The organism is Wenzhouxiangella indolica (genome assembly GCF_042310355.1).
GTDB lineage: Bacteria > Pseudomonadota > Gammaproteobacteria > Xanthomonadales > Wenzhouxiangellaceae > Wenzhouxiangella.
Genome location: NZ_JBHJMR010000009.1, coordinates 23,751 through 46,933, shown reverse-complemented (window position 1 = coordinate 46,933; position 23,183 = coordinate 23,751). Strand labels below are relative to the sequence as shown.

The 23,183-nt window shown below is 65.6% G+C and carries 17 protein-coding genes; 6 read left to right on the top strand and 11 right to left on the bottom strand.

Annotated features, from left to right (window positions below; translation table 11 throughout):
* Window positions 1-259 precede the first annotated feature (259 nt).
* Window positions 260-1,156 carry a metallophosphoesterase family protein gene (locus ACDC67_RS10790; RefSeq protein ID WP_376693030.1) on the bottom strand — a complete coding sequence of 299 codons (897 nt, stop codon included), beginning with the start codon at window positions 1,154-1,156 and terminating at the stop codon, window positions 260-262.
* Window positions 1,157-1,391: 235 nt separating this feature from the next.
* Here ACDC67_RS10790 and ACDC67_RS10785 point away from each other — a divergent pair, with 235 nt between their 5' ends.
* From ACDC67_RS10785 to ACDC67_RS10770, 4 genes are all read left to right on the top strand, one after another.
* Window positions 1,392-2,702, top strand: a complete 1,311-nt coding sequence (locus tag ACDC67_RS10785; protein ID WP_376693028.1) for an alkaline phosphatase PhoX — start codon at window positions 1,392-1,394, stop codon at window positions 2,700-2,702.
* Window positions 2,703-2,752: 50 nt separating this feature from the next.
* Window positions 2,753-5,092, top strand: coding sequence for a hypothetical protein (locus tag ACDC67_RS10780; protein WP_376693026.1), 2,340 nt, complete (start codon window positions 2,753-2,755; stop codon window positions 5,090-5,092).
* Between the two features lie 111 nt (window positions 5,093-5,203).
* On the top strand, window positions 5,204-8,002 hold the full coding sequence (locus tag ACDC67_RS10775; RefSeq protein WP_376693025.1) for a TonB-dependent receptor: 2,799 nt from the start codon (window positions 5,204-5,206) through the stop codon (window positions 8,000-8,002).
* Window positions 8,003-8,147: 145 nt separating this feature from the next.
* On the top strand, window positions 8,148-10,238 hold the full coding sequence (locus ACDC67_RS10770) for a tetratricopeptide repeat protein (RefSeq protein WP_376693023.1): 2,091 nt from the start codon (window positions 8,148-8,150) through the stop codon (window positions 10,236-10,238).
* Between the two features lie 45 nt (window positions 10,239-10,283).
* On the opposite strand, the gene ACDC67_RS10765 is transcribed toward ACDC67_RS10770, so the two are convergent.
* Both ACDC67_RS10765 and ACDC67_RS10760 read right to left on the bottom strand, forming a co-directional pair.
* On the bottom strand, window positions 10,284-10,808 hold the full coding sequence (locus tag ACDC67_RS10765; protein ID WP_376693022.1) for an elongation factor P hydroxylase: 525 nt from the start codon (window positions 10,806-10,808) through the stop codon (window positions 10,284-10,286).
* Window positions 10,809-10,851: 43 nt separating this feature from the next.
* On the bottom strand, window positions 10,852-12,231 hold the full coding sequence (locus ACDC67_RS10760; protein ID WP_376693020.1) for an acyltransferase family protein: 1,380 nt from the start codon (window positions 12,229-12,231) through the stop codon (window positions 10,852-10,854).
* Window positions 12,232-12,505: 274 nt separating this feature from the next.
* On the opposite strand from ACDC67_RS10760, the gene ACDC67_RS10755 reads away from it, so the two are divergent.
* Complete coding sequence (locus ACDC67_RS10755; protein WP_376693018.1) at window positions 12,506-12,973, top strand: winged helix-turn-helix domain-containing protein; 468 nt, start codon at window positions 12,506-12,508, stop codon at window positions 12,971-12,973.
* 68 nt (window positions 12,974-13,041) lie between these two features.
* Here the strand turns inward: ACDC67_RS10755 and ACDC67_RS10750 are convergent, their stop codons facing one another.
* The 8 genes from ACDC67_RS10750 to pyrC all read right to left on the bottom strand — a co-directional run bounded on the left by ACDC67_RS10750 (window position 13,042) and on the right by pyrC (window position 20,457).
* Window positions 13,042-14,001: an L-threonylcarbamoyladenylate synthase gene (locus ACDC67_RS10750; RefSeq protein WP_376693016.1), complete on the bottom strand. Its 960-nt coding sequence runs from the start codon at window positions 13,999-14,001 to the stop codon at window positions 13,042-13,044.
* Window positions 13,998-14,315 carry a P-II family nitrogen regulator gene (locus ACDC67_RS10745; protein ID WP_376693015.1) on the bottom strand — a complete coding sequence of 106 codons (318 nt, stop codon included), beginning with the start codon at window positions 14,313-14,315 and terminating at the stop codon, window positions 13,998-14,000. The genes ACDC67_RS10750 and ACDC67_RS10745 overlap by 4 nt, the downstream gene beginning before the upstream one ends.
* 19 nt (window positions 14,316-14,334) lie before the next feature.
* A complete protein-coding gene (locus ACDC67_RS10740; RefSeq protein WP_376693013.1) occupies window positions 14,335-15,270 on the bottom strand; it encodes a sodium-dependent bicarbonate transport family permease in 936 nt (311 codons plus the stop codon).
* 153 nt (window positions 15,271-15,423) lie between these two features.
* Window positions 15,424-15,711 (bottom strand): hypothetical protein, encoded by a 288-nt coding sequence (locus tag ACDC67_RS10735; protein ID WP_376693011.1) that lies wholly within the window; start codon window positions 15,709-15,711, stop codon window positions 15,424-15,426.
* Between the two features lie 241 nt (window positions 15,712-15,952).
* Complete coding sequence (locus ACDC67_RS10730) at window positions 15,953-17,329, bottom strand: sigma-54-dependent transcriptional regulator (RefSeq protein ID WP_376693010.1); 1,377 nt, start codon at window positions 17,327-17,329, stop codon at window positions 15,953-15,955.
* 3 nt (window positions 17,330-17,332) lie between these two features.
* Window positions 17,333-17,860 carry a hypothetical protein gene (locus ACDC67_RS10725; RefSeq protein WP_376693009.1) on the bottom strand — a complete coding sequence of 176 codons (528 nt, stop codon included), beginning with the start codon at window positions 17,858-17,860 and terminating at the stop codon, window positions 17,333-17,335.
* On the bottom strand, window positions 17,857-19,371 hold the full coding sequence (locus ACDC67_RS10720; RefSeq protein ID WP_376693007.1) for a sensor histidine kinase: 1,515 nt from the start codon (window positions 19,369-19,371) through the stop codon (window positions 17,857-17,859). The genes ACDC67_RS10725 and ACDC67_RS10720 overlap by 4 nt, the downstream gene beginning before the upstream one ends.
* 48 nt (window positions 19,372-19,419) lie before the next feature.
* Window positions 19,420-20,457 (bottom strand): dihydroorotase, encoded by a 1,038-nt coding sequence (gene pyrC, locus ACDC67_RS10715; protein ID WP_376693006.1) that lies wholly within the window; start codon window positions 20,455-20,457, stop codon window positions 19,420-19,422.
* A 152-nt stretch (window positions 20,458-20,609) separates the two neighbouring features.
* Between pyrC and ACDC67_RS10710 the strand changes: the two genes are divergently transcribed.
* Complete coding sequence (locus tag ACDC67_RS10710) at window positions 20,610-22,916, top strand: TonB-dependent receptor (RefSeq protein WP_376693004.1); 2,307 nt, start codon at window positions 20,610-20,612, stop codon at window positions 22,914-22,916.
* Window positions 22,917-23,183: the final 267 nt, after the last annotated feature.

Here is a 23,183-nt window from a genome sequence, read left to right as displayed (position 1 = left end):
GAACAACTCTGCGCGGGCGCCCGTGCAGAGTTGTTCAGAGGTTCCTTAGTGGTTCGGAGGTTCCCTGTTGAGTGTGCCGAGGCAAGGCCCTTTCAGGTCGCCGCGAGCCAATTCGTCGCCGCTTGGCCGCTGGTACAGGCCGGCGACATCCTGCTCGGCAACTTCGGCGCACCCGACTGGTTGTTCAATCGGTCTGCCGCCGGTCGATTGGGGGGCAAGCGCTTGAGCCCTGCTCCCGGCCGGTTCGCCGGGCACATAGTCACTCGGGGCTGAAGCGGTACTGGAAAGCGGGCTCCACTTCCCCTGTGACCGCATTGACCGTGCTGATAACGACATCCCCGCTCTCGAGTAGCGATACGACCCGGTAGTAAGGGATATGCTGGGCCTTGTCGGGGAGTTTGGTTCGTTCCAGGGCCGGCACGTGCACATGGTGAACACCGTATTTCTTGCGCACGCCTTCGGCTCGACTCAGATCCATGTGGAGATCGCCGGAGAAAGTTGCCACCAGGTTGTCCTTGTCCATCAGGCGCAGGAATTCCGGGTTCTGCACCCCCTTGTCGCCGCCCTCGGGGAACACATCCTGGGGTGCGCCGTGGATGAACAGCACCGCCGGTTTCTGTCCGAGGCTGTCCAGTTCGTCCTCGATCCACTGGATGCCCTCGTCGTGAAAATCGCGCCCGTCCTTTTCGGGAGTGGCGAAGATCAGGGCCAGATGCGGCGTGTCGATCGTGTACTTCAGCGCCTCGATGGTCGCCCGTCCGCGGTTCCAGCGGTTGGCGTAGTCGAGATAGCGTTCTTCGGAGGCGCCGTACTCTTCGTTTCCCATGATGGGGTAGAAAGGCAGGGCGAGATTTCCAAGCACGTCGAGCGCAGCATCGTACTGCTCGATCGTGCCCTTGTGGGGGATATCGCCAACGCCGGCGACGAAGGCGAGATCGTACTCGTCGGCCAGTGAGTTGATGCTCTCGACCGCCGCCCTCAGGCCGGGAAACTCTGCATCGGGCTTGGGTTCACCATCGCCGATGACGGCGAATCGCAGCTTCGCGTCCTTCGGCAGCGCGGCGGGGCCGTCCACCTGCCTGTCGCTACCGCTGACGGGTGCCGTCGAAAACGCGAACGCTAGCCCGACCAGGACCAGGATTGAACGAATTCGCACTGGATGCTCCTGTATTGGGTCAATGAATACCAGGCTTCAGTCTAGGGGATTCGTATGACGGTTCGTTGTCGCTACCGGGTGGAGCCGGGAAGGTCATCGGAGCGTAACTGCCGGGCGCCAGAATGGTATGCAGGTCAATTTGACGCCTCGCGCCAGCCGATGGTCACCCTCGGGATGTTGGCTGGCTTCGCAAGGTTGTCGTGAGTTCTCAAGGCCCGCCCCGGAGCGGAATGTCATGACTCGATTACGCAGCCCGCAAACCGTCAATCAGCATCGCCGTCGACTCCTCAGGCAGGCGCTCGTCGCCTCGGGCGTTCTTGCCGTCGGGCCGGGCCTGTGGGGGATGACGACGCAGGGTTCGCCGCGTTCGGCCATGCCGCTGTCGATGGGCAAGAAGGTCAGCAACATCCCCAATCTCTCCGGGACGCTGCACGAAGTGGCGGTGGAGAACGACGCCTCGACCCGGATGCTTGTCCCGCGCGGGTTTTCCGTGCGCCAGGTAGCCCGCACCGGCGAGCGGCCGGTGGCTGTTTCCGACTACCTCTGGCACGCCGACCCCGATGGAGGAGCCTGCTTTCCCATGGACGACGGCGGCTGGGTCTATGTTTCAAATGCCGAAGTCGGCGCATGGCGGCAGGGTGGCGTGGGCGCGTTGCGCTTCAATGCCGAAGGCGAGCTGGTCGACAGCTATTCCATCTGCCGCGGCACGACCAACAACTGCGCCGGTGGTCCGACGCCCTGGGGCACCTGGCTGACCTGCGAGGAGATCGACGAGGGCCTGGTCTACGAATGCGATCCGACCGGGCGTCGTCTGGCCGTGCCCGCGCCGGCGCTGGGCGTATTCAAGCACGAGGCCGCGGCCGTCGACCCGGTTCATCGTCATATCTACCTGACCGAGGACGTCGAGGACGGCAACTTCTATCGGTTCGTGCCCGACTCCTATCCCCCGGGCGGACGCGCGGACCTGCGAAGCGGACGGCTGGAAGTGGCCGTGGTCAGCGGGGACGATCCGCTCACCACGCGCCTGGTCGAATGGCGCCCGGTGCCCAACCCGATTCCCCGCCTGGGCGGGGATGATCCGGCGCGGCGGGATCCGCCCACGCGCAAGCAGGTGCCCGAAGCCGAGACCTTCGACGGCGGGGAAGGCTGCTGGTATTTCGACGGGATCGTCTACTTCACGACCAAGGGTGACAACCGCGTCTGGGCCCTCGATACCAATCGAAACATGCTCGACCTGGTCTACGACAAGCAAAGCGATCAGGCTTTCAATCCCGGCATCGACGACGTCGACAACCTGACGGTTTCGGCCGGCGGTGACGTGCTGGTGGCCGAGGACGGCAGCGAAATGCGCCTGGTCGTGGTCGGGCCCGACGTCAAGCCCTTCGAGCTGGTCAATGTCATGGGGCAGCACGGCTCCGAGATCTGCGGCCCGGCGTTCAGTCCCGACGGAGAGCGGCTGTATTTCAGTTCGCAGAACGGGCCGGCCGGGGATCATACCGACGGGCGCATCTACGAGCTGCGCGGCCCGTTTTTCGTGGATGCCTGATCGAACCGGGTCAGCTCTGTGAATCTTGTTTCTCTGGAGTGCGCAAACTCATGCTCATCGACCCAGGATTGAACGGCCCGGCACGGGTCTGCTTGTTGGCCCTGCTGGGCGTCATGTCGCTGTCGGCCTGCGGCGATCGCAGCGGCAGCCCCGGCGAGGAATCCACGGGCGAGAGCGCTTCCGGCGCCGCCACCGCTGAGTCAGAGCGGGGCCGGCAGACGGCGTTCCGGGTTCGCGAAGATTTTGAAGCCGAACTCAACAGTGGTGCGGGCTGGGCCGGGGACGTGAATGTGGCGGCCAGCGTTGTCGCGGACCGTCCGTTTCGCCTGCGCTTCGAGGTGGAATCTACAGATGAAGCGTCCGCGTCGCGCCAGTATCGCCTGGAGGTGCGGCGGAACGGCGGCGAATGGGCGCCGCTGCCGGCCGAAAATTTCCCGCAGCCTGAAAAGCTGCATGAGCTCGATCTTGCCGGCCTCGCTGACGATTCATCCGATCCGCTCTGGCGCTTCGAGCATGGTGGCGCTGAGTCGATGAGCCTGCATACGGAGGCTGGCGAGGCGCACCTGCGGCTCGAGACCGGCGACGAGCCCATGCTGGCGCTCGGCCGCTACGAGGTTCCATGGCGGCCGCGCGAGTTCGCCGTCGAGTTGCGGCTGAGCGAGGAAGAAAGCGCCCGCGCCGGTTTGATATTCGACTACCGCGGAATCGAAGATCATTCGCGTATCGAAGTGGTCGCGCCCGATACGGTCCGGGTCGTTCGCGTTGAAGGCGGACGCAGCGTTGTCGTGGCCGAGCACCAGGCCGACATCGATGCCGGGCGCTGGATGGAGCTGAAGACGATCATCGATGGGCGCGAGCTTGTCGTCGAGTTCGACGACGAGGCGCTGGTCTTTTCCGAGACCCTCGAGACGGACGATCCCGCGCCGAAGCTCGGCTTGCACCTGCCCGAGCGCAGCGCTGCCGACATTCGCGCCATCGCCATCGAAGGCCAGCCGCACACGCCGCGCACCAGCATCATCGCCAGCGAGACGTTCGATCACGGGGCGCCGACCCAGGATGTGCTGTCGGTCTCCGAGCAGCCGTTCTCCGGCGGCGCCGGCGTGAGCTTTTCCGAACGGACACCGCCCTGGCACGCCGACGGCGGCCACGGGGAATGGGAGTTTCCGATCGTGATTCGCCGCTTTTCCGATCACGCCGCCCTGAACGAGGCGGGTGACCGCTTCGACTACCGGCTGGTCGGGTCCGACGGCCGCGAGCTGGCGGCAGAAGCAACCGCTTCGGTAAGCCTTGAAGTGCCCGATGGTCATCTCGGCGGCACTTTTGTCGAAACGCCGATGCGGATCGGGCCGTGGCAGGCCGACAACGGCGACTTGTATTTCCTGATGGAGCCGGCCGAAACCTGGAACGCCCTGATGGCGGTTCGCTCGTCCGACGGCGGCGATTCGTGGCGCGAGGTCGACGGCGAGAATCGCCCGAAGACCGGCGACCTCGAGGGGTTCGGTTCGCTGCTCGTCGACGATCGCATTCACATGCTGCATCAGACCTCCGACGAGGTGGTCTATCACGTCTTCAATACTGCCGACCACCCGGAGGCGCCGAATTCCTGGGCCATTCGCGACGAGCTCGTCGCCGCGCCGCCGGAACCGCCGACGCAGGTGGCCGATATCGCGGTTCGCTCCGACGGCAGCGTCGTCGCCGTCTACGGTGGCCCTGACAAGATTCGACTTCGCGTTCGCTCGCCGGGCGGGCAGTGGGGCGAAGAACGCGTGATTGATGCCGACACGGATCCCGTACTGTCCGGACCCACGATCGTTCGCGGCGGTAGCGATGTCATCCACCTGGCCTACACGGCCGACGACGGTAGCGCCTGGTATCGGCGCATTCTGCCCGACGGTGAATTGAGCGAGCGGGTTCAAGTCGCCGCCAACCTGGGAACCGCGAGTGAAGACATCGGCTCGATCCTGCCCTTGTTGTACCTGCCGCAAAGCGAGTCAGTCAGCGTCATCTACCGCACGCGCGACGGCAGGCTTCACGAGCGGCGCGTGGAGGCCGACGGCACTTGGAGTGATCCCCTCGTCATCTCCGAACGTGTCGTGGCCCAGAATACGGTGGACGCCGACCAGGTCGGCGCGGATGCGGTCGTCAATGGTGACACGGTGCATGTCCTGTTCATCGAGGACCGTACGGGCCGGCTCTTCCACGCCTCCCGGAGTGACGGTGCCTGGGGTGACGGTGACCTGCTGGTCGACGGTGAGAACGTTCAGTGGGTGCGTGGGGCCGTTCTGGAGATGGCCGGCAATGGACGGGTCTACGGCTTCGTCTACGACGCCGGATCGGACGGTGGCTCGGGCATGAACCGGTACGGGCAGCTCACGCTCGAGACGCCCTGAAGCTTTCCGGGCATTCAAGAGACGGTCACCGGAGTTTAATGGCCGGTTCATTCGGGCTACATCTGAGATTGTCACGCTGGTGAACTCATACCAGCGTTCCGGGAGATTTCAATGAGCCGCAGCCTGATCTGCATTGCCGTGTCTTTGTTCGCGTTCGTCGCGATGCCATCCGCGTCCGCCCAGGAGGCCTCGGCCAGCCTCGAGGGAACCGTGATCAATGCCGAAGGAGAGTTTCGCTTCGAGGGCGCGCGGGTACGCCTTCTCGATACCAATCGCCGCACATCGACCGACCGCAAAGGCGAATTCCGTTTTCGTGAGCTCTCGCCGGGGACCTACGAGATCGAGGTGTCCTATGTCGGCGCAGCACGCAAGACCGAGACGGTCGAGGTTGTCGCCGGTGAGGAAAATCGCGTCGAGATCCGGCTCGGCGGCACGAGCGAACTGGATCGCCTGGTCGTCGTCGGCCAGGCCGCCGTTCAGAGTGCTTCGCTGGCCCGTGAGCAAAGTGCTCTCAACAATATCAACGTTCTCTCGGCCGACGCCATCGGCCAGTTCCCCGACGACAACGTTGCCGAGGCCCTTCAGCGGGTTCCCGGCCTGTCGCTCGAACGCGATCAGGGCGAGGGCCGCTTCGTCGTAATCCGCGGCGCCAATGCCGAATTCAACACGACGACGATCAACGGGCTTCGAATTCCCGGGCCGGAAGACGACAGCCGGGCCGTCAACCTCGACGTCGTGTCCTCGGAACTGGTCGAAAGCGTCGAGATCACCAAGTCCCTGCTACCCGATCAGGATGCCGATGCCGTCGGCGGCAATATCGAGATCAAGACCCTCAGCGCTTTCGATCTCGGCAATTCGTTCAGGGGGCGGGTCGAGGGCAGCTACAACGAGCCGCTCGAGGAAACCAGTCCGCGGATGAGCATGACGGGAACGCGATTGTTCAGCGTTGGCAACGGCACCGACAACCTGGCTGTTTCGGGGTCGGTCAACTACTACGACAGGGCATTCGCGGTCGATAATGTCGAAGCCGGCGAGTGGCCGCTGATCGAGACGCCGGCCGGTGAAATGGTCCGGTCGCCCGAAGCTGCCGAGCAGCGCGACTACGAGTTGGAGCGCAGGCGGGTCGGCGGCGTTCTCAATTTCGACTATCGCACCGACGGCGGGTCGGAGTTGTACCTGCGCACGCTTTACAGCGAGTTCTCCGACAACGAGGTCGAACTCGAGCACGAGTACCTGTTCGAGGATTCGACCCCGGTCGAGATCAGCGCCGACGCCGGTCTGTACACCGACGGCGAGGTCGAACGCCGCGGCAAGGAGACCACGGCAACGCGTGAAATCCTGTCGCTGGTCTTCGGCGGCGAGAGCACCGTGGGACAGTGGGATACCGACTACCAGGCCGGCTACTCCGAGGCGAGCACGTCCGAGCCCTTTTCGCTTGGCACCGCGCTGATTGCCGAGGGGCTCGATATCGGCTACGACCTCGGCGGCGACCGCCGCAGGCCGCGGCTTTTCGGCAGCGACCTCGATCAGCTCGAGAATCTCGAAGCCTACGAGCTCGACCTGGTCGAGCTCGAAAGTGACCTGACCGAGGAAGAGGAAATCTCGCTGGCCTTCAACGCCGGCCGCTACTATTCCTGGGGAAGCAATCCGGGTCGCCTGAAGTTCGGGGGCAAGATTCGTCTGCGCGAGAAGTTCAACGATGCCAACAACTTCGACTTCGAGTCTTTCGGCGGTGATTTCACCCTGGCCGATCTGGCCGGCGCGGGCTCGAGAGACTATCCGCTGGGTCGTTTCGGTCCCTACGTCGATACGCGGCGGCTGAGACAGTTCTACTTCGACAATCGCGACAATTTCGAATTCGACCAGGCCGGTTTCCTGCTCGACAGCGAAGGCGAGGACTACGAGCTCGAGGAGGACATCTACGCGGCTTACGTGATGTCGGAAGTGTCGCTCGGGTCACTCGATCTCATGGCTGGCGTTCGCATCGAGCACACCGACCAGTCGCAGGCCGGCTTCAGGTCGCTGGTCAACGAGGACGTGGATGACGGTATTCCGACGATCGAGCCGTATTCCGGCAGCAACGAATACACGGATTTCTTCCCCAACCTGCAGGCGCGCTTCAATATCAGCGATGAGTGGCAGTTGCGTGCTGCGCTCACGCGGACCATGGGGCGGCCGAACTTCGAGGATGCCGGGGCACGTCAGCTGGTCGAAATCGAGGGCGGCGACCGGGTCGCCGAAATCGGAAACCCCGATCTCGATCCGTTCTACTCCAACAACTTCGATCTCGAGTTCAGCTACTACGCCGCCGACGAGCTGACCGTGGCCTCGGCCGGTTTCTTCTACAAGGATATCGATGACTTCTTCGTTTCAACCGATATTGCCGGCGAGGCACCGTGGCAGGAATTCGACGAGGTCTCGACCGTCATCAACGGTGATTCGGCCGAACTGTTCGGGATCGAGTTGAGCTTTGTGCAGCAGTTCGGATTCCTGCCGTCGCCCTGGGACGGCTTGCTGCTGATCGCCAACTACACCTATGTCGACTCGGAGGCGAGTGTGTCGTTCAGGGACGGCAACATACCCCTGCCGCAGCAGTCCGACAACATCGCCAACCTGGCGCTCGGCTACGACGGTGGAGGGATGTCGCTGCGCCTGGCCGCAAATTACCGCGGCGAGTACTTCGACGAGATCGAGGACCCGGAAGACCCTTCCCAGGATCGCTACGTGGACGATGAGTTGCGCGTTGACTTCACCTCGGAATATCAGTTCAGCGATAACTGGACCGCGATATTCAACGTGTCGAATCTCACCGATGAGGTCTTCTACGCCTACCTGGGCGACCGTCGCTACGCCAACCAGTACGATGAGTTCGGGCGCACCTACGAGTTCGGGCTCAGGTTCCAGTACTGAGAATCGCGAGGCGGCCGGATGCCGGCTGCCACCTCCCCCGGCCGGGACACCGCCGGCGACTCTTCGCGTAGGAGCCTGCTACACTCTGCCCCGCCGGAGCGACTCGCTCCGGCAGTGATGCCACCAGCGGGAGAGTGCAATTCGAGTGATCGCCGAGCTCAGGCAGCGCCGTACTTTCCGTGTTGCCGCCACCTATTTCGTCATCGCCTGGCTGCTGGTTCAGGTGGGCGATATCCTGCTGGGCAACTTCGGCGCACCCGACTGGGTGTTCAAGACCCTGGTTCTGGTCATCGCCCTGGGGTTCCCCATCGCGCTGTTTGTGGCCTGGTTCTTCGGTGAGCAGGCCAATCGTGCCGCAAGCGAGCGGCAAGGCGCTTCGGCCGGAAGGACGAAAACGGTTCTGTCCGTTCTCAGCATGCTGGTCGTGACCGCCATGGCGCTGGCGCTGATCTGGCTGGTCTGGGACAAGTTCCGCGGCGAGCCGGGCGCTCGCGCCGCTTCGGTGGCCGTTCTCCCCTTTGCCGACATGAGCTCTGAAGGTGACCAGGAGTACTTCGCCGACGGCTTGTCGGAGGAAATTCTGAACCTGCTTGCCGGCATTCGCGAACTGAAGGTGTCCGGACGCACATCGTCGTTTTCCTTCAAGGGCAAGGATGCATCCATTACCGAGATCGGGCAGCAACTCGGCGTGGCGCACGTGCTCGAAGGCAGCGTGCGCAAGGCCGGTGACGAGCTGCGCGTGACCGCCCAGCTGATCGAAGCCGATGAAGGCTTTCACCTCTGGTCCGAGACCTATGACCGTGAACTCAACGATGTTTTCGCCATCCAGGACGATATCGCCGCCGCCATCGCCAATCAGCTGGCGCTGACCCTGGTCGACTCGGACGGACGGGCGGTCAGCGCCGACAGCACCGATTCCATGGAGGCCTACGATCTTTACCTGGAGGCTCGCCGCCTGGTGCAGGGGCGTTCGGTCGAGGGTATCGAGCGGGCCGGGGAGTTGCTCGACCAGGCACTCGAGCTGGATGGCGAGTTCGCGCCCGCCCTGGCCGAGTCGGCACTGGCCAGGCTGATGCTCTCCGACGCGCGGATCACCCCGGGAGACCGGCCGCTGGCCGCGGCCATCTCCGAGGCCGAATCGCTGCTCGAACGGGCCCTCGAGATCGATCCCCGCCTGGCCGAAGCGCATGCCGTCTCCGGGCTGATGCATATCCTCGAGCGCGACGTCGATGCCGCCGAATCGGCGCTGTCGCGCGCTCTGGAACGCAATCCCAGCCAGTCGGACGCCCTCAACTGGCGTGCCATCAACCTGCGCAGCGCCGGGCGATTGCGCGAGGAGTTGCGGGCGCGGCGACGCTTGGCGGATATCGATCCGCTCAACGTCAGCAACCGCTTCAACCTCGTCATCGCCCACGTGCTCGCCGGTGACGAGGCAAATGCCCTGAACGCGGTTGAACAAATGCGTGAGGACTTTCCCGATTCGCCCTGGAGCGACCTGGCCGAGTTCGAGGCCATGGAAGCCTTCGGCCGGCTTGCCGAGGCCGACCGCCTGGCGCGGCATGCACTCGAGTCCGGCAATGACTTCATCCGCTCATCCGCCAGCGGTCTGAAGCTCACCCTGGGAAGCTATCGGGAATCGATGGATCTGATTGGCGGCGAATACGACGTGGCGCTGCTGGCGCTCGGGCAGGTCGACGAGGCCGTGGCCGCGGCGCGCGACCGTGCCGCGGCCTCGCCGCGTAGCCTCGATGCCGCTCACGGCGTGATGTACATCCTCAGCCGGGCCGGTCGCCACGAAGCGGTACTGGAATACTACGACCGGCGCTGGGGCGGACTGGGCGCGCTCGAGCGCCGCTTCGGTTTCGACGACATGTCGGCGGAAGTGATACCCATTGCGGCCGCGCAGTATCATCTCGGGCGTGAAGAGGCCCTGGCCGGCACCATCGCGCATTGGCGCGAGCGTTTGGCAACGCCGCTGGATCAGGGCTATGACATGCCCTTGTTCCGCGTGATCCGGGCCAGCCTCGAAGCGCTGGACGGTCGGCACGAACGGGCCGTGGAGTTGCTCAATATGGCCATCGATGCCGGTTATCGCGACCCGCAGCTTACCAATCGGCCCGCACTGGCCGGGTTGCGCGGCCATGACGGCTACAAGCAAGTGGTCACGCGCAATTTCAGGCTGATCAACGCCGAGCGCGAGGCGCTCGATCTGCCCCCCCTGCCGCAGCCCGAATGAGTCGAACGCGGTCACCTTCGACCTGAACGGTGCAGGGCCTGTGCGTCAGGCGCGTGGCGCTTCCGGCAGGTGCCACTCGCGCCGATAGAAGTTGCACAGAATCTCGATGAACCTTTGGGCGCGCGCGGGAAAGCCGTTGGCCTGGTAGCTGTCGAGACGGTCGAATACGCGCCGCCGGAACCGCTCGACATCCACCGCCGCGCCGGAGAGGTTATCGACGCTGATCCGGAAGCTCGAGCCCGCCGCGATATGGAATGCCCACTCGATAGCCTGTGGCTTTTCCTCCACGCGCTCGAATTCGCGCTGTTCGTCGGCATCGCGGCCGTCGGGAAGGTACCAGTAGCCGTAGTCGACCTGCATGCGCCGTCGTCGCCCGGCAATGCACCAGTGCGCGATTTCGTGCAGGGCGCTGGCGAAGAAGCCGTGCGCGAAGATGATCCGGTGTCGTGGGTTGTCGGCGTCGGCCGGCAGGTACAGCGGCTCGTCGTCGCCGCGCACCAGCACGGTGTTGTGACTGGCTTCGAACTGCGCGTTGAACAGGTCGATCAGATCCTGGGCGTCGTGCTTCACGGGGTCGCCGCATGCTGTGAGGGTGCGCAGTATTCTAATGCGGTCAAGCAACCCGCCGGCGAAGCAGCTGTGAGGCGAGCGCGACGCCGACCAAGCCGATGACTGCTCCGGGCACCGCACCCATGACCAGCGCCAGGCCCAACCCGGCAAGGAGCGCGGCGCCGCCGGCAAGGATGGCCGGTGTCGACTCGGCGTGGGGCACGGTCTTGCGCCGCTGGGTTTCGATCCAGGCCACGATCGCGAGCACGGGCACGACCATCAGCAGGCACAGCCCGAGCCACCACAATCGGCCGCTCCAGAAGCCGGGATCGCCGGGGGTGCCGGCGTCGATCGGGGCGCCGAGGATCTCCCCCAGCCAGGCGGCCGGCAGTTCGGCCAGCTTGTGCCAGAGATAGAGCGGCATGCCGAAGGCGCCGAGGAATGCAACGACGCCGGCCAGGCGTTCGCGGTCGAGCAGCCAGCGTGCCGGCCGCTCGCATAACAGCACCAGGCCGACCTGCAGCCATATCACGCCGATCAGCGCCAGGGTCGGCGGCAGCATGTTGCTGTTGCCCTCGAGGTCGAAGCCGATCATGCCCACGGGGTAGCCGCTCATCACAGCGCCGACCAGCCAGCCGGCGCCGAGCGCGAACAGCAGCAATCCCGTGAAGGCGCCCTCGAATCGACCCCGCTTCCAGGCGATACCGAGCTGTTGCGGCAGCAGCCAGACGACGAAGGCATTGAGCCAGCCGATACCGCCGTCGCTGCCGGTCACGCGGGCCCCCAGCGTGGGCCACTGCGCAGGCCAGAAAGCGCCCGACCGGAGGATGTCGAAGACGGCGGCGAGCACGATCAGGCCCAGGATGGCTCGCATGCCGAAGCGCCGGTCGGCCGCCACGCTCAGCGGTAGCAGGGCCTGGACGACCAGCAGCATGATCAGGAACCATAGGTGAACGGTCAGCGAACCGTCGAAAGTGCCCAGGAAACGTCCGCCGGTGAAGTGCGCCGCGATCACGAGGAGAGTCAGCGCGGCGAGGTAGGTGACGGTGGGCCGGGCAAGGCGAAGGGCCCGGCTTCCCCACCACTGAACCTGGGGATGCCCGTGATGAAGCCGGCGTGCAACACCGTCGGTGCTGACGGCCGCGGAGACGAACACGAACAACGGAACAACCTGGACGGCCCAGGTCAGAAAGGCGGCGGGGATCCAGGCATGGAGAAGATGGTCGGTAGCGACCAACTCGCCGCCGTCGAGTCGCGGCAGGGTCGCAAACCAGTGCCCGAATACCACGATGAGCAGCGCCAGGGCGCGCAGCGCGTCGGGGTAGAGGTCGCGTTGAATATTCTCTTGCGGGGGCAGGGTGCTGTCCCGACGTCGGGCTTGACGGGAGTATAAACCGGCTCTGGTGCGGGCTTGGGAATGCCGCGGGCGAGGCGCCCGCGGCATGATCCTCCTATGCCTCCTGCGGTTGCGGAATGGTTACTCGATGAACTTGATTTCGCGCAGCAGCAGTTCGCTGCCGAGTGTGCGAAGTTCGCCGCGCTCGATGCCGGTGCAAGGGTCGTTGGCAAGGCGGCTCCCATCATCGGGACGCCCCGGCGAAGTCGGACGATGACCGGGAATACGCGGCTTTTCCTGTCGAGATGCTTGCCATCCCGGCGACAGAGGTCTAAAAAAGAGATCGGAAGCGTGATGAAGTCCGCTTTAGGGAGGGATTGACATGCTCGATTTCACGCCGGTGTCCACCCCGGGGGATTCGCTGCTCGGGCGGCTGTCAATCCATTTCGATGTTTCTGCACGCACGCTCGAGCGAGGCGGGAGGCAGCGCCGATTGGCGCCCAGGGAGGCGAGGCTCCTCTCCGTTTTGCTGAGTCACGAGTCCGGCATAGTCGTTGGGCGGGGTGAACTGCTGGACGCCATCTGGGGTGATGGCGATGTCTGCGACGATGCCCTGACCGTGCTCGTTTCGCGTCTTCGGCGCCATTTCGACCGGCTTGGAGTGGACGAAGAGGTGATCCGAACCGTGCCGCGCCGCGGCTATTGTCTCGGCCATTGCCGGGTCTCGCAGGGCCCCTGGCACGACGAGCGCCGGGGCGCAAGCCCGCACAATGGGCTGGGACTGGCCGCCCTGGCCTTTTCCACGCTGGCCCTGGCGGTTGCGTGCCTGGCGTTCATGCGCGTGGTCTGATGACGACGCGGCGGCGGCTTGGAGGCGCGTTCAGTACCCAACCAGCGGCCATCCACCCGGCCGCCGGGTCAATGGCTTGCGGCTCGAACGAGGCGGTCGTGGAGGGCGATCCAGCCGGTTTCCCTCGGCGGGTGCTGAATCAGGATACGTGCCGCGCCGACCTGGTCGAGCCTGCGCAGTGCCGCGTAAAGGCCGCGGGCATAGGCGCCCGGTTCGGCGGGTAGCGACTGCCAGGCCTTGAACCCGCCCGGGTCCCGCGTTCCGTCCAGGGCCAGGACGGCCGCCGCCGGATCCGGTTCTTGCAGAACGCCGGCGTCGACCAGCTCGACCCGGGTCTCCGGAGCGTAGTGCGAGGGCAATCGGCCAGCGGTCCTCGGGCCTTCCGATTCGTTGGCCAGGACGGGCGGCTCGCCGAGTACCTGGCTGAGTTGTTCGAGGCCGATCATGCCCGGACGCAGGACACGTGCGTGGTCTCCCGTGCAGTCGACGATGGTCGACTCCACGCCGACTTCGCAGGCGCCGCCGTCGATGACGGCGGCAACGCTGTCGCGCCCCTGGAACTCGCTGACGACGTGCTCGGCGGTCGTCGGGCTGATGCGGCCAAAGCGGTTGGCCGAGGGGGCGGCGACGGCCCGGCCCAGGAGCTTCAGCAACCTGAGCGTGACCGAGTGGCCCGGCACGCGCAGACCGACCGTTTCCTGCCCGCCGGTAACCTCGTTCGGGACCTGCTCGGCCCGGGGCAGGATCAGGGTCAGCGGGCCGGGCCAGAAAGCGCGGGACAGGCGGCGAGCCGATTCGGGTACCTCCGCAGCCCATTGGTCCATGGCCTCCACGCCGGGCAGGTGGACGATCAGCGGGTGGTCGATTGGACGGCCCTTGGCGGCAAAGATGCGGCGTACGGCGTGCGGGTCGGTGGCGTCGGCGGCCAGGCCGTAGACGGTTTCGGTCGGCACGGCGACCAGCTCGCCGCGGGCGAGGAATTCGGCCGCCCGCTTCAGGTCTGCGTCGCTGGTGCCCAGGCGAATCACGGCTTGAACTTCTCCGGTCGCAGCACTTCCACATCGGAGAGCGCCAGGATCATGGCGTAATTGTCGTAGTAACGTTCCCGCAGGTGCCGGGCGATCTTGTCGGCCGTTTCGTCGTCGCAGATGACTTCGACGCGGATGTTGCTGTCGGCTTCCCAGCCTGCCTTGCGCACGCCGCGCTGACCCCGGCCGCGGGCATTGGTGATGGTGTAGCCCGGCGCACCGAGCTGGTCGAGGTCGCGGGTCAGGTGCGTCTCGAGGGCGGCCTCGGTGATCACCGTCAGGAGCTTTCGCCGGTAGTCTTCCTGGATGCTCATCGCTTGGTCTCCTTCGGGCCTAGAGTGTCTGGTGGATGAATTCGGCCAGCCGCCAGTAAAGCGGAATGCCGACCAGCACGTTGAACGGAAACGTGATGCCCAGCGAGGCGGTCAGCGACAGGGTCGGGTTGGCCTCCGGCACCGAGATGCGCATGGCCGCCGGCACCGCGATATAGGAGGCGCTCGCGGCCAGCACTGCCATCAGCATGGTGCCGCCTTCGGACATGTCCAGCAACCAGCCTGCCGAAGCCCCGATCAACGCGCCGAACAGCGGCATCACGATACCGAAACCGATAAGGAAGAGCCCGTAGCGCCGAAGGCTGCCGGCCCGTGCGGCGGCGATCAGGCCCATCTCGAGCAGGAAGATGGCCAGGATTCCCTTGAACAGATCCATGAACAGCGGCTCGATGGATTTCAGGCCCTCGGGATCGGACAACCAGCCGATCAACAGCCCGCCGATCAACAGCACGATGCCCTTGCCCAGGAAGACTTCGTGGGCGATGTCGCCCCAGCGCGTGTCGTTCTGGACGCCCCGGGCGAGCACGATGCCGACCAGGATGGCCGGAATCTCCAGTACCACCAGCAGAAGCGGCAGGTGCGGTTCGTAGCCGATCTCGCGCGTGGCCAACCAGGCGACCGCCACCGCGTAGGTGCCGACGCTGACCGAACCGTAGTGAGCGGCGATGGAAGCCGCGTCGGCGCGCGTGAAGCGGCCCAGCTTTCGAAGCACGGGAAAGGCGACCAGCGGCATCAGAAAACCGATGATGAGCGTGACCGCCACGGCCGGCGCCAGGTCGAGAAACGGCTGTTTCTGCAGTTCGATGCCGCCCTTGAGACCGATCGAAAGCAGCAGCAGGATGGAAACGAATTCGTAGACCGCCTGCGGCAGCCTGAGCTCGGATTTCAGCAGCCCGGCCGCCAGGCCGAGCAGGAAAAACAGGATGATCGGGTCCATGCCGTTTCGGGCGCAGTGATGAATGGCCCGTTATTATGCCCCGATGAGCGTGTATACAGAAAAAGGCCCGCCGGCACGCTGGTGCCGACGGGCAATCCGGTTGGGGAGGGTTGCATGACACCGGGCCGTTACGGCACGGTGCCGGGTCTGGGCTTATGAAGCGGGCCAGTCTTCGTCCGGGGAACCTTGCTGTGAACTCTGGCAGTGCTTCTGTACCGCGGCTTCGTACTCGCTGCGGTTCAGGCCCCGATCGTCTTCCTTGTCGATCTGCCGGTAGGCCTGGGCCAGGCAGGGCAGGGCCATGGCTTCGCTGCCGCTGATATAACCGTCCTCGTCGCGGTCGAGCTCTTCGAAGCCGGGGTTCTGCGCCATGGCAACCGATCCGGCCATGGCCAGGGATGCGATGAGTGCCGTTGCGGAGAGCTTTGAGCGTTTCATCATGATCAACTCCTTATCGGTTTGAGCGTTGCTCGATTCAGCGAGCCGGATTGGCTCGCCCCGATATTTGCAAGCGGTATGCCATTAGCAGGAAAGCCTTTTAAAATCAGTAGGTTGGGCGCCTTCGTCTCGTCCAGGAGCGGGTCAACCTGTCGCCTCGAAGCGACGGTTGGTTCGCCCGGATCCCGTCGAGCCGCCGGGTTGAGGCCAACCGCGCCTGTCGCCTCCAGGCGACGGTTGGGTTTCAGGGCTTGAAATCGCCCGGGGTCAGCCGGTGGCGCTTGAGCAGGCGGTAGAACTCGGTGCGGTTTCTCCCGGCCAGTCGCGCGGCTTCGCTGACGTTGCCGCCGGCCATGCGCATGATGCGCGCGAGATAGTCGCGCTCGAAGCCGTCGCGCGCCTCGGCCAGCGGCGTCACGCCGCCTGATTCCTGCCGCAGGGCGCGCCGGACGAGGTGCTCGGGAATCGGTCCGCGACGGCACAGCACGCAGGCCTGCTCGACGACGTTGCGCAACTGCCGCACGTTGCCCGGCCAGTCGTGCCCGAGCAGCGCCCGCAACGCCTCGCGCGAGAACCCCGCGACGCGCTTGTCGCGGGGCTTGTCCGACTGCAATTGCGCCAGGAAGTGCTCGGCCAGCGGCACGATGTCTTCGGGGCGATCCCGCAGCGCGGGAATGTCGAGTTGCACGACGTTGAGGCGATAGTAGAGGTCTTCGCGGAAGTCTCCGTCGCGAATCGCCTGTTCCAGGTCACGGTGGGTGGCCGACACGAGGTGGACGTCGGTTTCGATCTCCTCCGCCGCCCCGACCGGGCGAATGCGCTGCTCCTGCAAGGCCCTGAGCAGCTTGGCCTGAAAGGCGGCGGGCATGTCGCCGATCTCGTCGAGCAGCAGGGTGCCGCCGCGCGCCTGCTCGAACAGGCCGGCATGGTCCCGGTCGGCCCCGGTGAAGGCGCCCTTGCGGTACCCGAACAGTTCGGACTCGAGCAACTCCGCCGGCACCGCGGCGCAGTTGATGGCCACGAACGCGTGGTCGCTGCGCGGGCCTGCGTCGTGGATGGCCCGGGCGATGATCTCCTTGCCCGAGCCGCTCTCGCCGCAGATGAGGACGCTGGCGTTGCTTTCGGCAATCAGTTCGATCTCCGCGAGCAGGCGCTCCATGGCGCGGCTCCTGGTCACGATTGCGCGTCGCCAGTCGCTGCCGCTACGGGACTCACCCGGGCGGGTATCGACGGCCTCGGCGATGGTTTCCAGCAGTTCTCGGCTGTCGAAGGGCTTGGTGAGAAATCCGAAGGCGCCTTCGCGGGTGGCGGCGACGGCGTCGGGGATGGTGCCATGCGCGGTCAGGATGATGACCGGAAGCGTCGGATCCTGTTCGCGCAACTGGCGAAACAGGGCCATGCCGTCCATACCTTCCATCCGAAGGTCGGTGACGACGACATCGGGTGTCTGGCTCGCTGCTTGTCCGAGCGCGGCTTCGCCGCTGTCGGCGGTGTCGACGCAGTATCCGCTGGATTCCAGCCGCAGCGAGATCAGGCGCAGGAGCGACGGGTCGTCATCCACCAGCAGGATCCGCGGTCCATCATCGGGTCGTTGGCGGCCAGCGTGGTCGTCTTTTGTCATGATTCAGGGCCCTCCATCGTCGGCTTGGCGATCACGCGCTTCGATTTCCTCGTCGATCTCGCGCAGGGCGGCGAGCTTTTCGAGGGTGCGCAGATGCGCCGCACGCTCGCCCTGCAGGGCCCGGGCCATTCGCTGCCGTTCCCGGTCGGCCTCGATCCGTTGCGCCAGCAGCCGGGTGACGACTGCCAGGGCGGTGGCGGCCGTGTCGTCGAGCCCGGACGCGTCGGGCGCGGCATCGGCCAGCTGCTCGAGTTGTTCCAGCCCACGCTCGGGGTCGCGAAGATCGTCCGGCCCGAGGATTTCGAGCAGGGCGCGCTCGAGTTGTCCGGTCCAGTCATCGACATGGGCCAGGCCCGTGTGCCACAGGCGGGCATTGTCTGCGTCCATGCGCAGCACCCGTTCAACGCGCCCGATGATATCGCCGGCGTCGACTGCCTCGCTGCCGGCGGAGTTGTCGGTCTGCGCCGCCCCCGGTGACGCGAGCGTCGCCGCGGCGAGCATGGCCGCAAGAGTGATGATGATGCGTTTCATGGTGTGTTCTCTCCCCGCCGCTTCAGCGGCAGACGGATCTCGAAGACGGTCGACCAGCCGGTGCAATCGACCAGGTGAACATCGCCCTGGTGGGCCATGACCAGGTCGCGACAGATGGCCAGGCCCAGGCCGGTGCCGGGCTGCGTGCGGGCCGGGCTGCTGTCGCCGCGAAAGAAGGGTTCGAACAGCCGATTGCGATCACGTGGTTCGATGCCCGGGCCGGTATCGGCGATCCGGATCACGGCGGACTCGCCTTCGCGCCGGATCGAAGTCCCGACTCGGCCGCCGTCGGGCGAAAACTTCAGGGCGTTGGAGACGAGGTTGTCGATCGCGGTCGTGATCATGTCGGGGTCGGCGTCGATCCTGATCGCGGTGGGCGCTTCGCGCTCGACACGAATTTCGCGCGCCTCGACCGTCAGACGGTGATTGTCCAGTACGCGATCGAGCAGGGTGTCGAGCCGAACGCCGCGCTGCAGGCTGGGGCGCTGGGGATTGCCCTGCAGCCGGTTGAAGCGCAGCAGGTTCTCGATCTGTTCCTGCAGCCGGTCGATGCCGGACTGGATGATGTCGACGACTTCGCGTTGTTCCCGGCCGAGCGCGCCGAAGTTCTGATCGGCGAGCAGGCTGGTGCCCTCGCGGATCGCGCTCAGCGGCGTCTTGAGTTCGTGGCTGACCTGGCCGACCAGCCGGCGTCGCTCGCGCTCGGACCGCACCAGCCGTCGTCGAACCCACTCCATGCGTATCGACAGTGCGCGCAGGTCACGCGGGCTTGCGATCTGATTGATGTGGGCGCCTTCCGGGCGGGTCAGCGCCCGCATGCCGCGGTCGAGGCGGCGGATACGGCGATTGAGGTAGCCCGCCATCAACAGTGCCAGCAGGATGGCCAGGGGGACCGTCAGTGCCAGGCTCAGTAATGAGAAATTGCGCGCCGCCGCGCCCATGCGTTTGAGTCGTTCCAGCTCCTGTGCGGCGGTCTTCTCTGTATCGCCGAGCAAAAGCCCGGCCTGCTCGTTGAGGGACTCGAAGCGACCGGCCAGGCTCCCGGGCCATTCCCGGTCGGGATCGGCCTCGAGGACGCGTTCGAAAACCTGCCGGCTATCCGCCTGCAGCTTGCGGATCTGTTCGGCAAGCGGGGTGTCGGGTGTCAGCGCGAGGAAGCCGTCGAGTTGTTCGACCAGGGCCCGGTGTCGCTCGATCAGGCTGCTGCGCGCGTCGCGGTCGCGCAGCACGCGGTACTGCCTCGCTGCCCGCTCGAAGCCGAGCACACGGTCACCGATCTGGCGTGCCGACTGGGTGGTCGACAAGCTGCGGTCCAGCAACTGTTCGCTGTTGCGCGTGACGCGATCGATCTGCTGCCCGGAAATGATCAGGCCGGCCAGCAAGGGCAGGGCGACCAGCGCGAAGCCCGCCAGCTGCAGCGTGAGCACCGAGCGGGAGCCCAGTCTGCGACGGACCTGGCGCAAAAGACGCCTCGAGCGCGAACGCAAAGGATGACGGCTGGATCTATTCATCACCTCATCGTCGGACGCCGAGGCGGCGGCCGGGGTTCAACGCGTGTTTCAGAAGCCGGCGAGCTGCCAGCCGGGCGCACGCGTGGCATGAAGCGGAATGACGACATCCTCGCCGGCATCGATTGCCGCGGGGACGCGCCAGTCGGAGCGGACCAGCACGATCCGCTGTTGCGGGCGCGGCAAGCCGTAGAAGTCCGGTCCATGCAGGCTGGAAAAACCTTCCAGCCGGTCGAGCGCGCCGGCGGCGTCGAAGACCGCCGCGTACAGTTCGATCGCTGCCGGGGCCGAGTAGACGCCGGCGCAGCCGCAGTCGGATTCCTTGGCGTGTTTCGGGTGCGGGGCGCTGTCGGTACCGAGGAAGAAACGCGGGTTGCCGCCGGTGGCGGCCCGGACAAGGGCCTGGCGGTGCCGTTCGCGCTTGATCAGCGGCAGGCAGTAATGGTGTGGGCGCAGGCCGCCTTCGAACAGGGCATTGCGGTTGAACATCAGGTGGTGGACGGTGATGGTCGCCGCGATCGGGCTGGGCGCGGATTCCACGTAGTCGATCGCGTCGGCCGTGGTGGCGTGTTCGAGCACCATCTTCAATCCGGGAAAGCGCGGGCGCAGCTTCTCGAGATGGCGCTCGATGAACACCGCCTCGCGGTCGAACACGTCGATCTCGCTGTCGGTGACCTCGCCGTGCATCAGCAGCGGCAGGCCGTGCTTTTCCATGGCCTCGAGCACCGGGTATACGCGTTCGAGATCGCGCACGCCCGAATCCGAATTGGTGGTGGCGCCGGCCGGGTAGTACTTGACCGCGTGGACGAACTCGCTCTCGGCCGCCTCGCGGATGTCCTCGACCGTCGTGGCTTCGGTGAGGTAGAGCGTCATCAGCGGTTCGAAATCGCTTCCTTCGGGCCGGGCGGCCATGATGCGGTCGCGATAGGCGCGCGCGTCGGCAACCGTGCGTACCGGCGGCTTGAGGTTGGGCATGACGATGGCGCGGCCGAAGGCGCGGGCGGTGGCCGGCACGACGGCTCGCAGCATCTCACCGTCTCTCAGGTGCAGGTGCCAGTCGTCGGGGCGTCGGATCTCGATTCGGTTCATGTTCACGGGTTCGGGATTGGCCTGACGGGCATTCTAGTCGCTTATCGCGCGTGTCGCGTTCCGGCTGCCTTCGGGGGTTGACCGATGCCGGCTTAAGGGGAATAATGAATTGATATAACATTACATTCTCGCAGAATCCGATGGAGACTCGAATGATCCGATCGACCTTCCTTCTGGCCGGTCTGTTGCCCCTGGCCGCCCTGGCGCAGGACGCGAATACGCAGGCGGAGACCGAAACGGACCGCGCATCGCACACCGAACGCGCCGAACTCGAAAAGATGGAGGTCAGGGCGCTGCCGATTGCGCGCAGCAAGCTGGACTCCGCCCAGCCGATCGACGTGCTCTTCGGCGAGCAACTCGACGATCGGCGCGGCCTGACCCTGGGTGAGACGCTGATGCAGCAGCCCGGCGTGCACTCGACCAGCTACGGCCCAGGCGCCGGACGACCAGTGATTCGCGGCCTCGGTGGCGGCCGGGTACAGGTGCTAGAGGACAGCCTGCCGTCGGTCGACGTCTCGGCCCAGTCCGACGATCATGCCGTCAGCGTCGAGCCGATGCTGATCGATCGCGTGGAGATCCTGCGTGGCCCGGCCACGCTGCTGTTCGGGTCCGGTGCCGTCGGTGGCGTGGTCAACGTGATCGACGGCCGGATTCCGGAGTCGGTGCCGGCCCGGGCCATCGAAGGACGCTTCGAGCTGCGCGGCAACACCGTGGCCGACGAGCGCACGGGCGTGCTGCGCCTGGACGGCGGCAGCGGCAACTGGGCATGGAATGTTTCGGGCACCTGGCGTGATGCCGCGGACTACGAGATTCCGGGTTACGGAGAACTCGAGTTCGACGAGGATCACGACGAAGACCATGGTCACGAGGAAGAGCACGGCGACGAGGAGGAGCGGGTCTTCGGTACGCTGGAGAACAGCTTCGTCGAGTCGAAGTCCGGTTCGGCCGGCCTGAGCTGGATCGGTTCACGCGGTTTTTTCGGCGTGTCCTTCAAGCGCCATGAAACCGAGTACGGCATTCCAGCACCTCACGCGCATGGCGAGGAAGCCGAGGACGACCATGACCACGGCGGGCACGGGCTGAACGGTCTGCGCTACGCGCTGCTGTCGGAAGACGGCCACGACGACGATCACGATGACGAGGGCGGACACGAAGACGAGAATGTCTACATCGATCTCGAGCAGACGCGTTGGGATGCCAAGGGCGCGCTGAACGATCCCCTGCCGGGCTTTACCCGGGCGACGCTGCGCACCAGCTACAGCGACTACACGCACGCCGAACGCGCGGTGGGCGAGGGTCATGACGAGGAAGGCGATGCGCACGAGGAAGCCCACGAGTACGCTGGTGACCACGCGCACACCGTTTTCGATGTCGAGGCCTGGAATGCGCGGCTGGAGCTCGAGCATCGACCCGTGGCGGGTTGGCGCGGCGCGTTGGGTTTCCAGTTCGAGGACGAGACGCTCGCCGCTACCGGCGAGGAAGCCTACATCCCCGACGGTGACACGCGCTCCTGGGCACTGTTCGCGCTCGAGGAGAAGCGAACCGGCCAACTGACCTGGACGCTCGGCGGGCGCGTCGAGCGCAACGAGGTCGAAGTCGATGAGCTGCTCGAGGAACACCACGACGAAGCGGAAGACGGGCAAGGCGATGACGGCCACGAAGACGCGCACGATGCCGAAGGCCCGACGCGACGCAGCTTCACGACCGTGTCGGGGAGCGCCGGCGTGCTGTGGCGCATCGACGATCGCTGGCAGACCTCGCTGAACTATTCCTATGCCGAGCGCGCGCCATCGCAGGGCGATTTGTTCGCCAACGGCCCGCACGCGGCGACCTTCACCTTCGAGCGCGGTGCCGGCGACCTGGACGAGGAAGTCACCAACGGGCTGGACTTCATCGTCCATCGTCACGGTGAGGACTTCGATCTCGAGGCCAGCCTGTTCTACAACGCTATCGACGATTTCATCTACCTCGACGAGACCGGCGAGTCGCTCGACGGGCTGCCCCTGCGCCAGACCCGGCAGCAGGACGCGACTTTCTACGGCGGCGAACTGCTGGCGGTCTGGCACCTGCCGCGCACCGCCGCGGGCCATTTCGACCTGCGCGCCGGCTACGACTGGGTGCGTGCCGAGCTCGATTCCGGCGACAACCTGCCGCGAATTTCGCCCGCGCGCTACATCGCCGGCGTCGATTGGCACCGCGGCGACCTGCGCGGCAGCCTGGAATACCAGCACGTGACCGATGCCGACGACCTGGCGCCCAACGAGACGCCGACCGAGGGCTACGACATGCTTGACCTCAACGTCAGCTACTTCTTTGACCTTGGCGGCGCCGAACTGGAAGCGTTTGCCAAGCTGTCGAACCTGCTCGACGAGGAAGCCCGGGTGCACACCTCCTACCTCAAGAACTTCGCGCCCCAGCCGGGACGCAACGTCGGGTTCGGTCTGAGAGGGCGGTTCTGAAGGGAACGACAGACTGAGTCGCTACTGATTTCCGGCCTGTTCGTGGCTTGCGCGACGCCTCACCAGCGCCCGGAAGAACCCGAGGCCTGGCAGCCGGAACAGGCCGCTTGCGTTCGGGCTCTGTCCGAGCTCGAAGCGGAGCCGCTGCCCGCCGCCGCGGGCGCTGGTCGTCGGATTTCGTTTCGCGCCCTGGCAAGCCGCCTGTCAACTTTTTCGAGTGACTTGCGGTAGACTGTCGCGCTTTTAATCTCAGGTGGAGACAAAGCG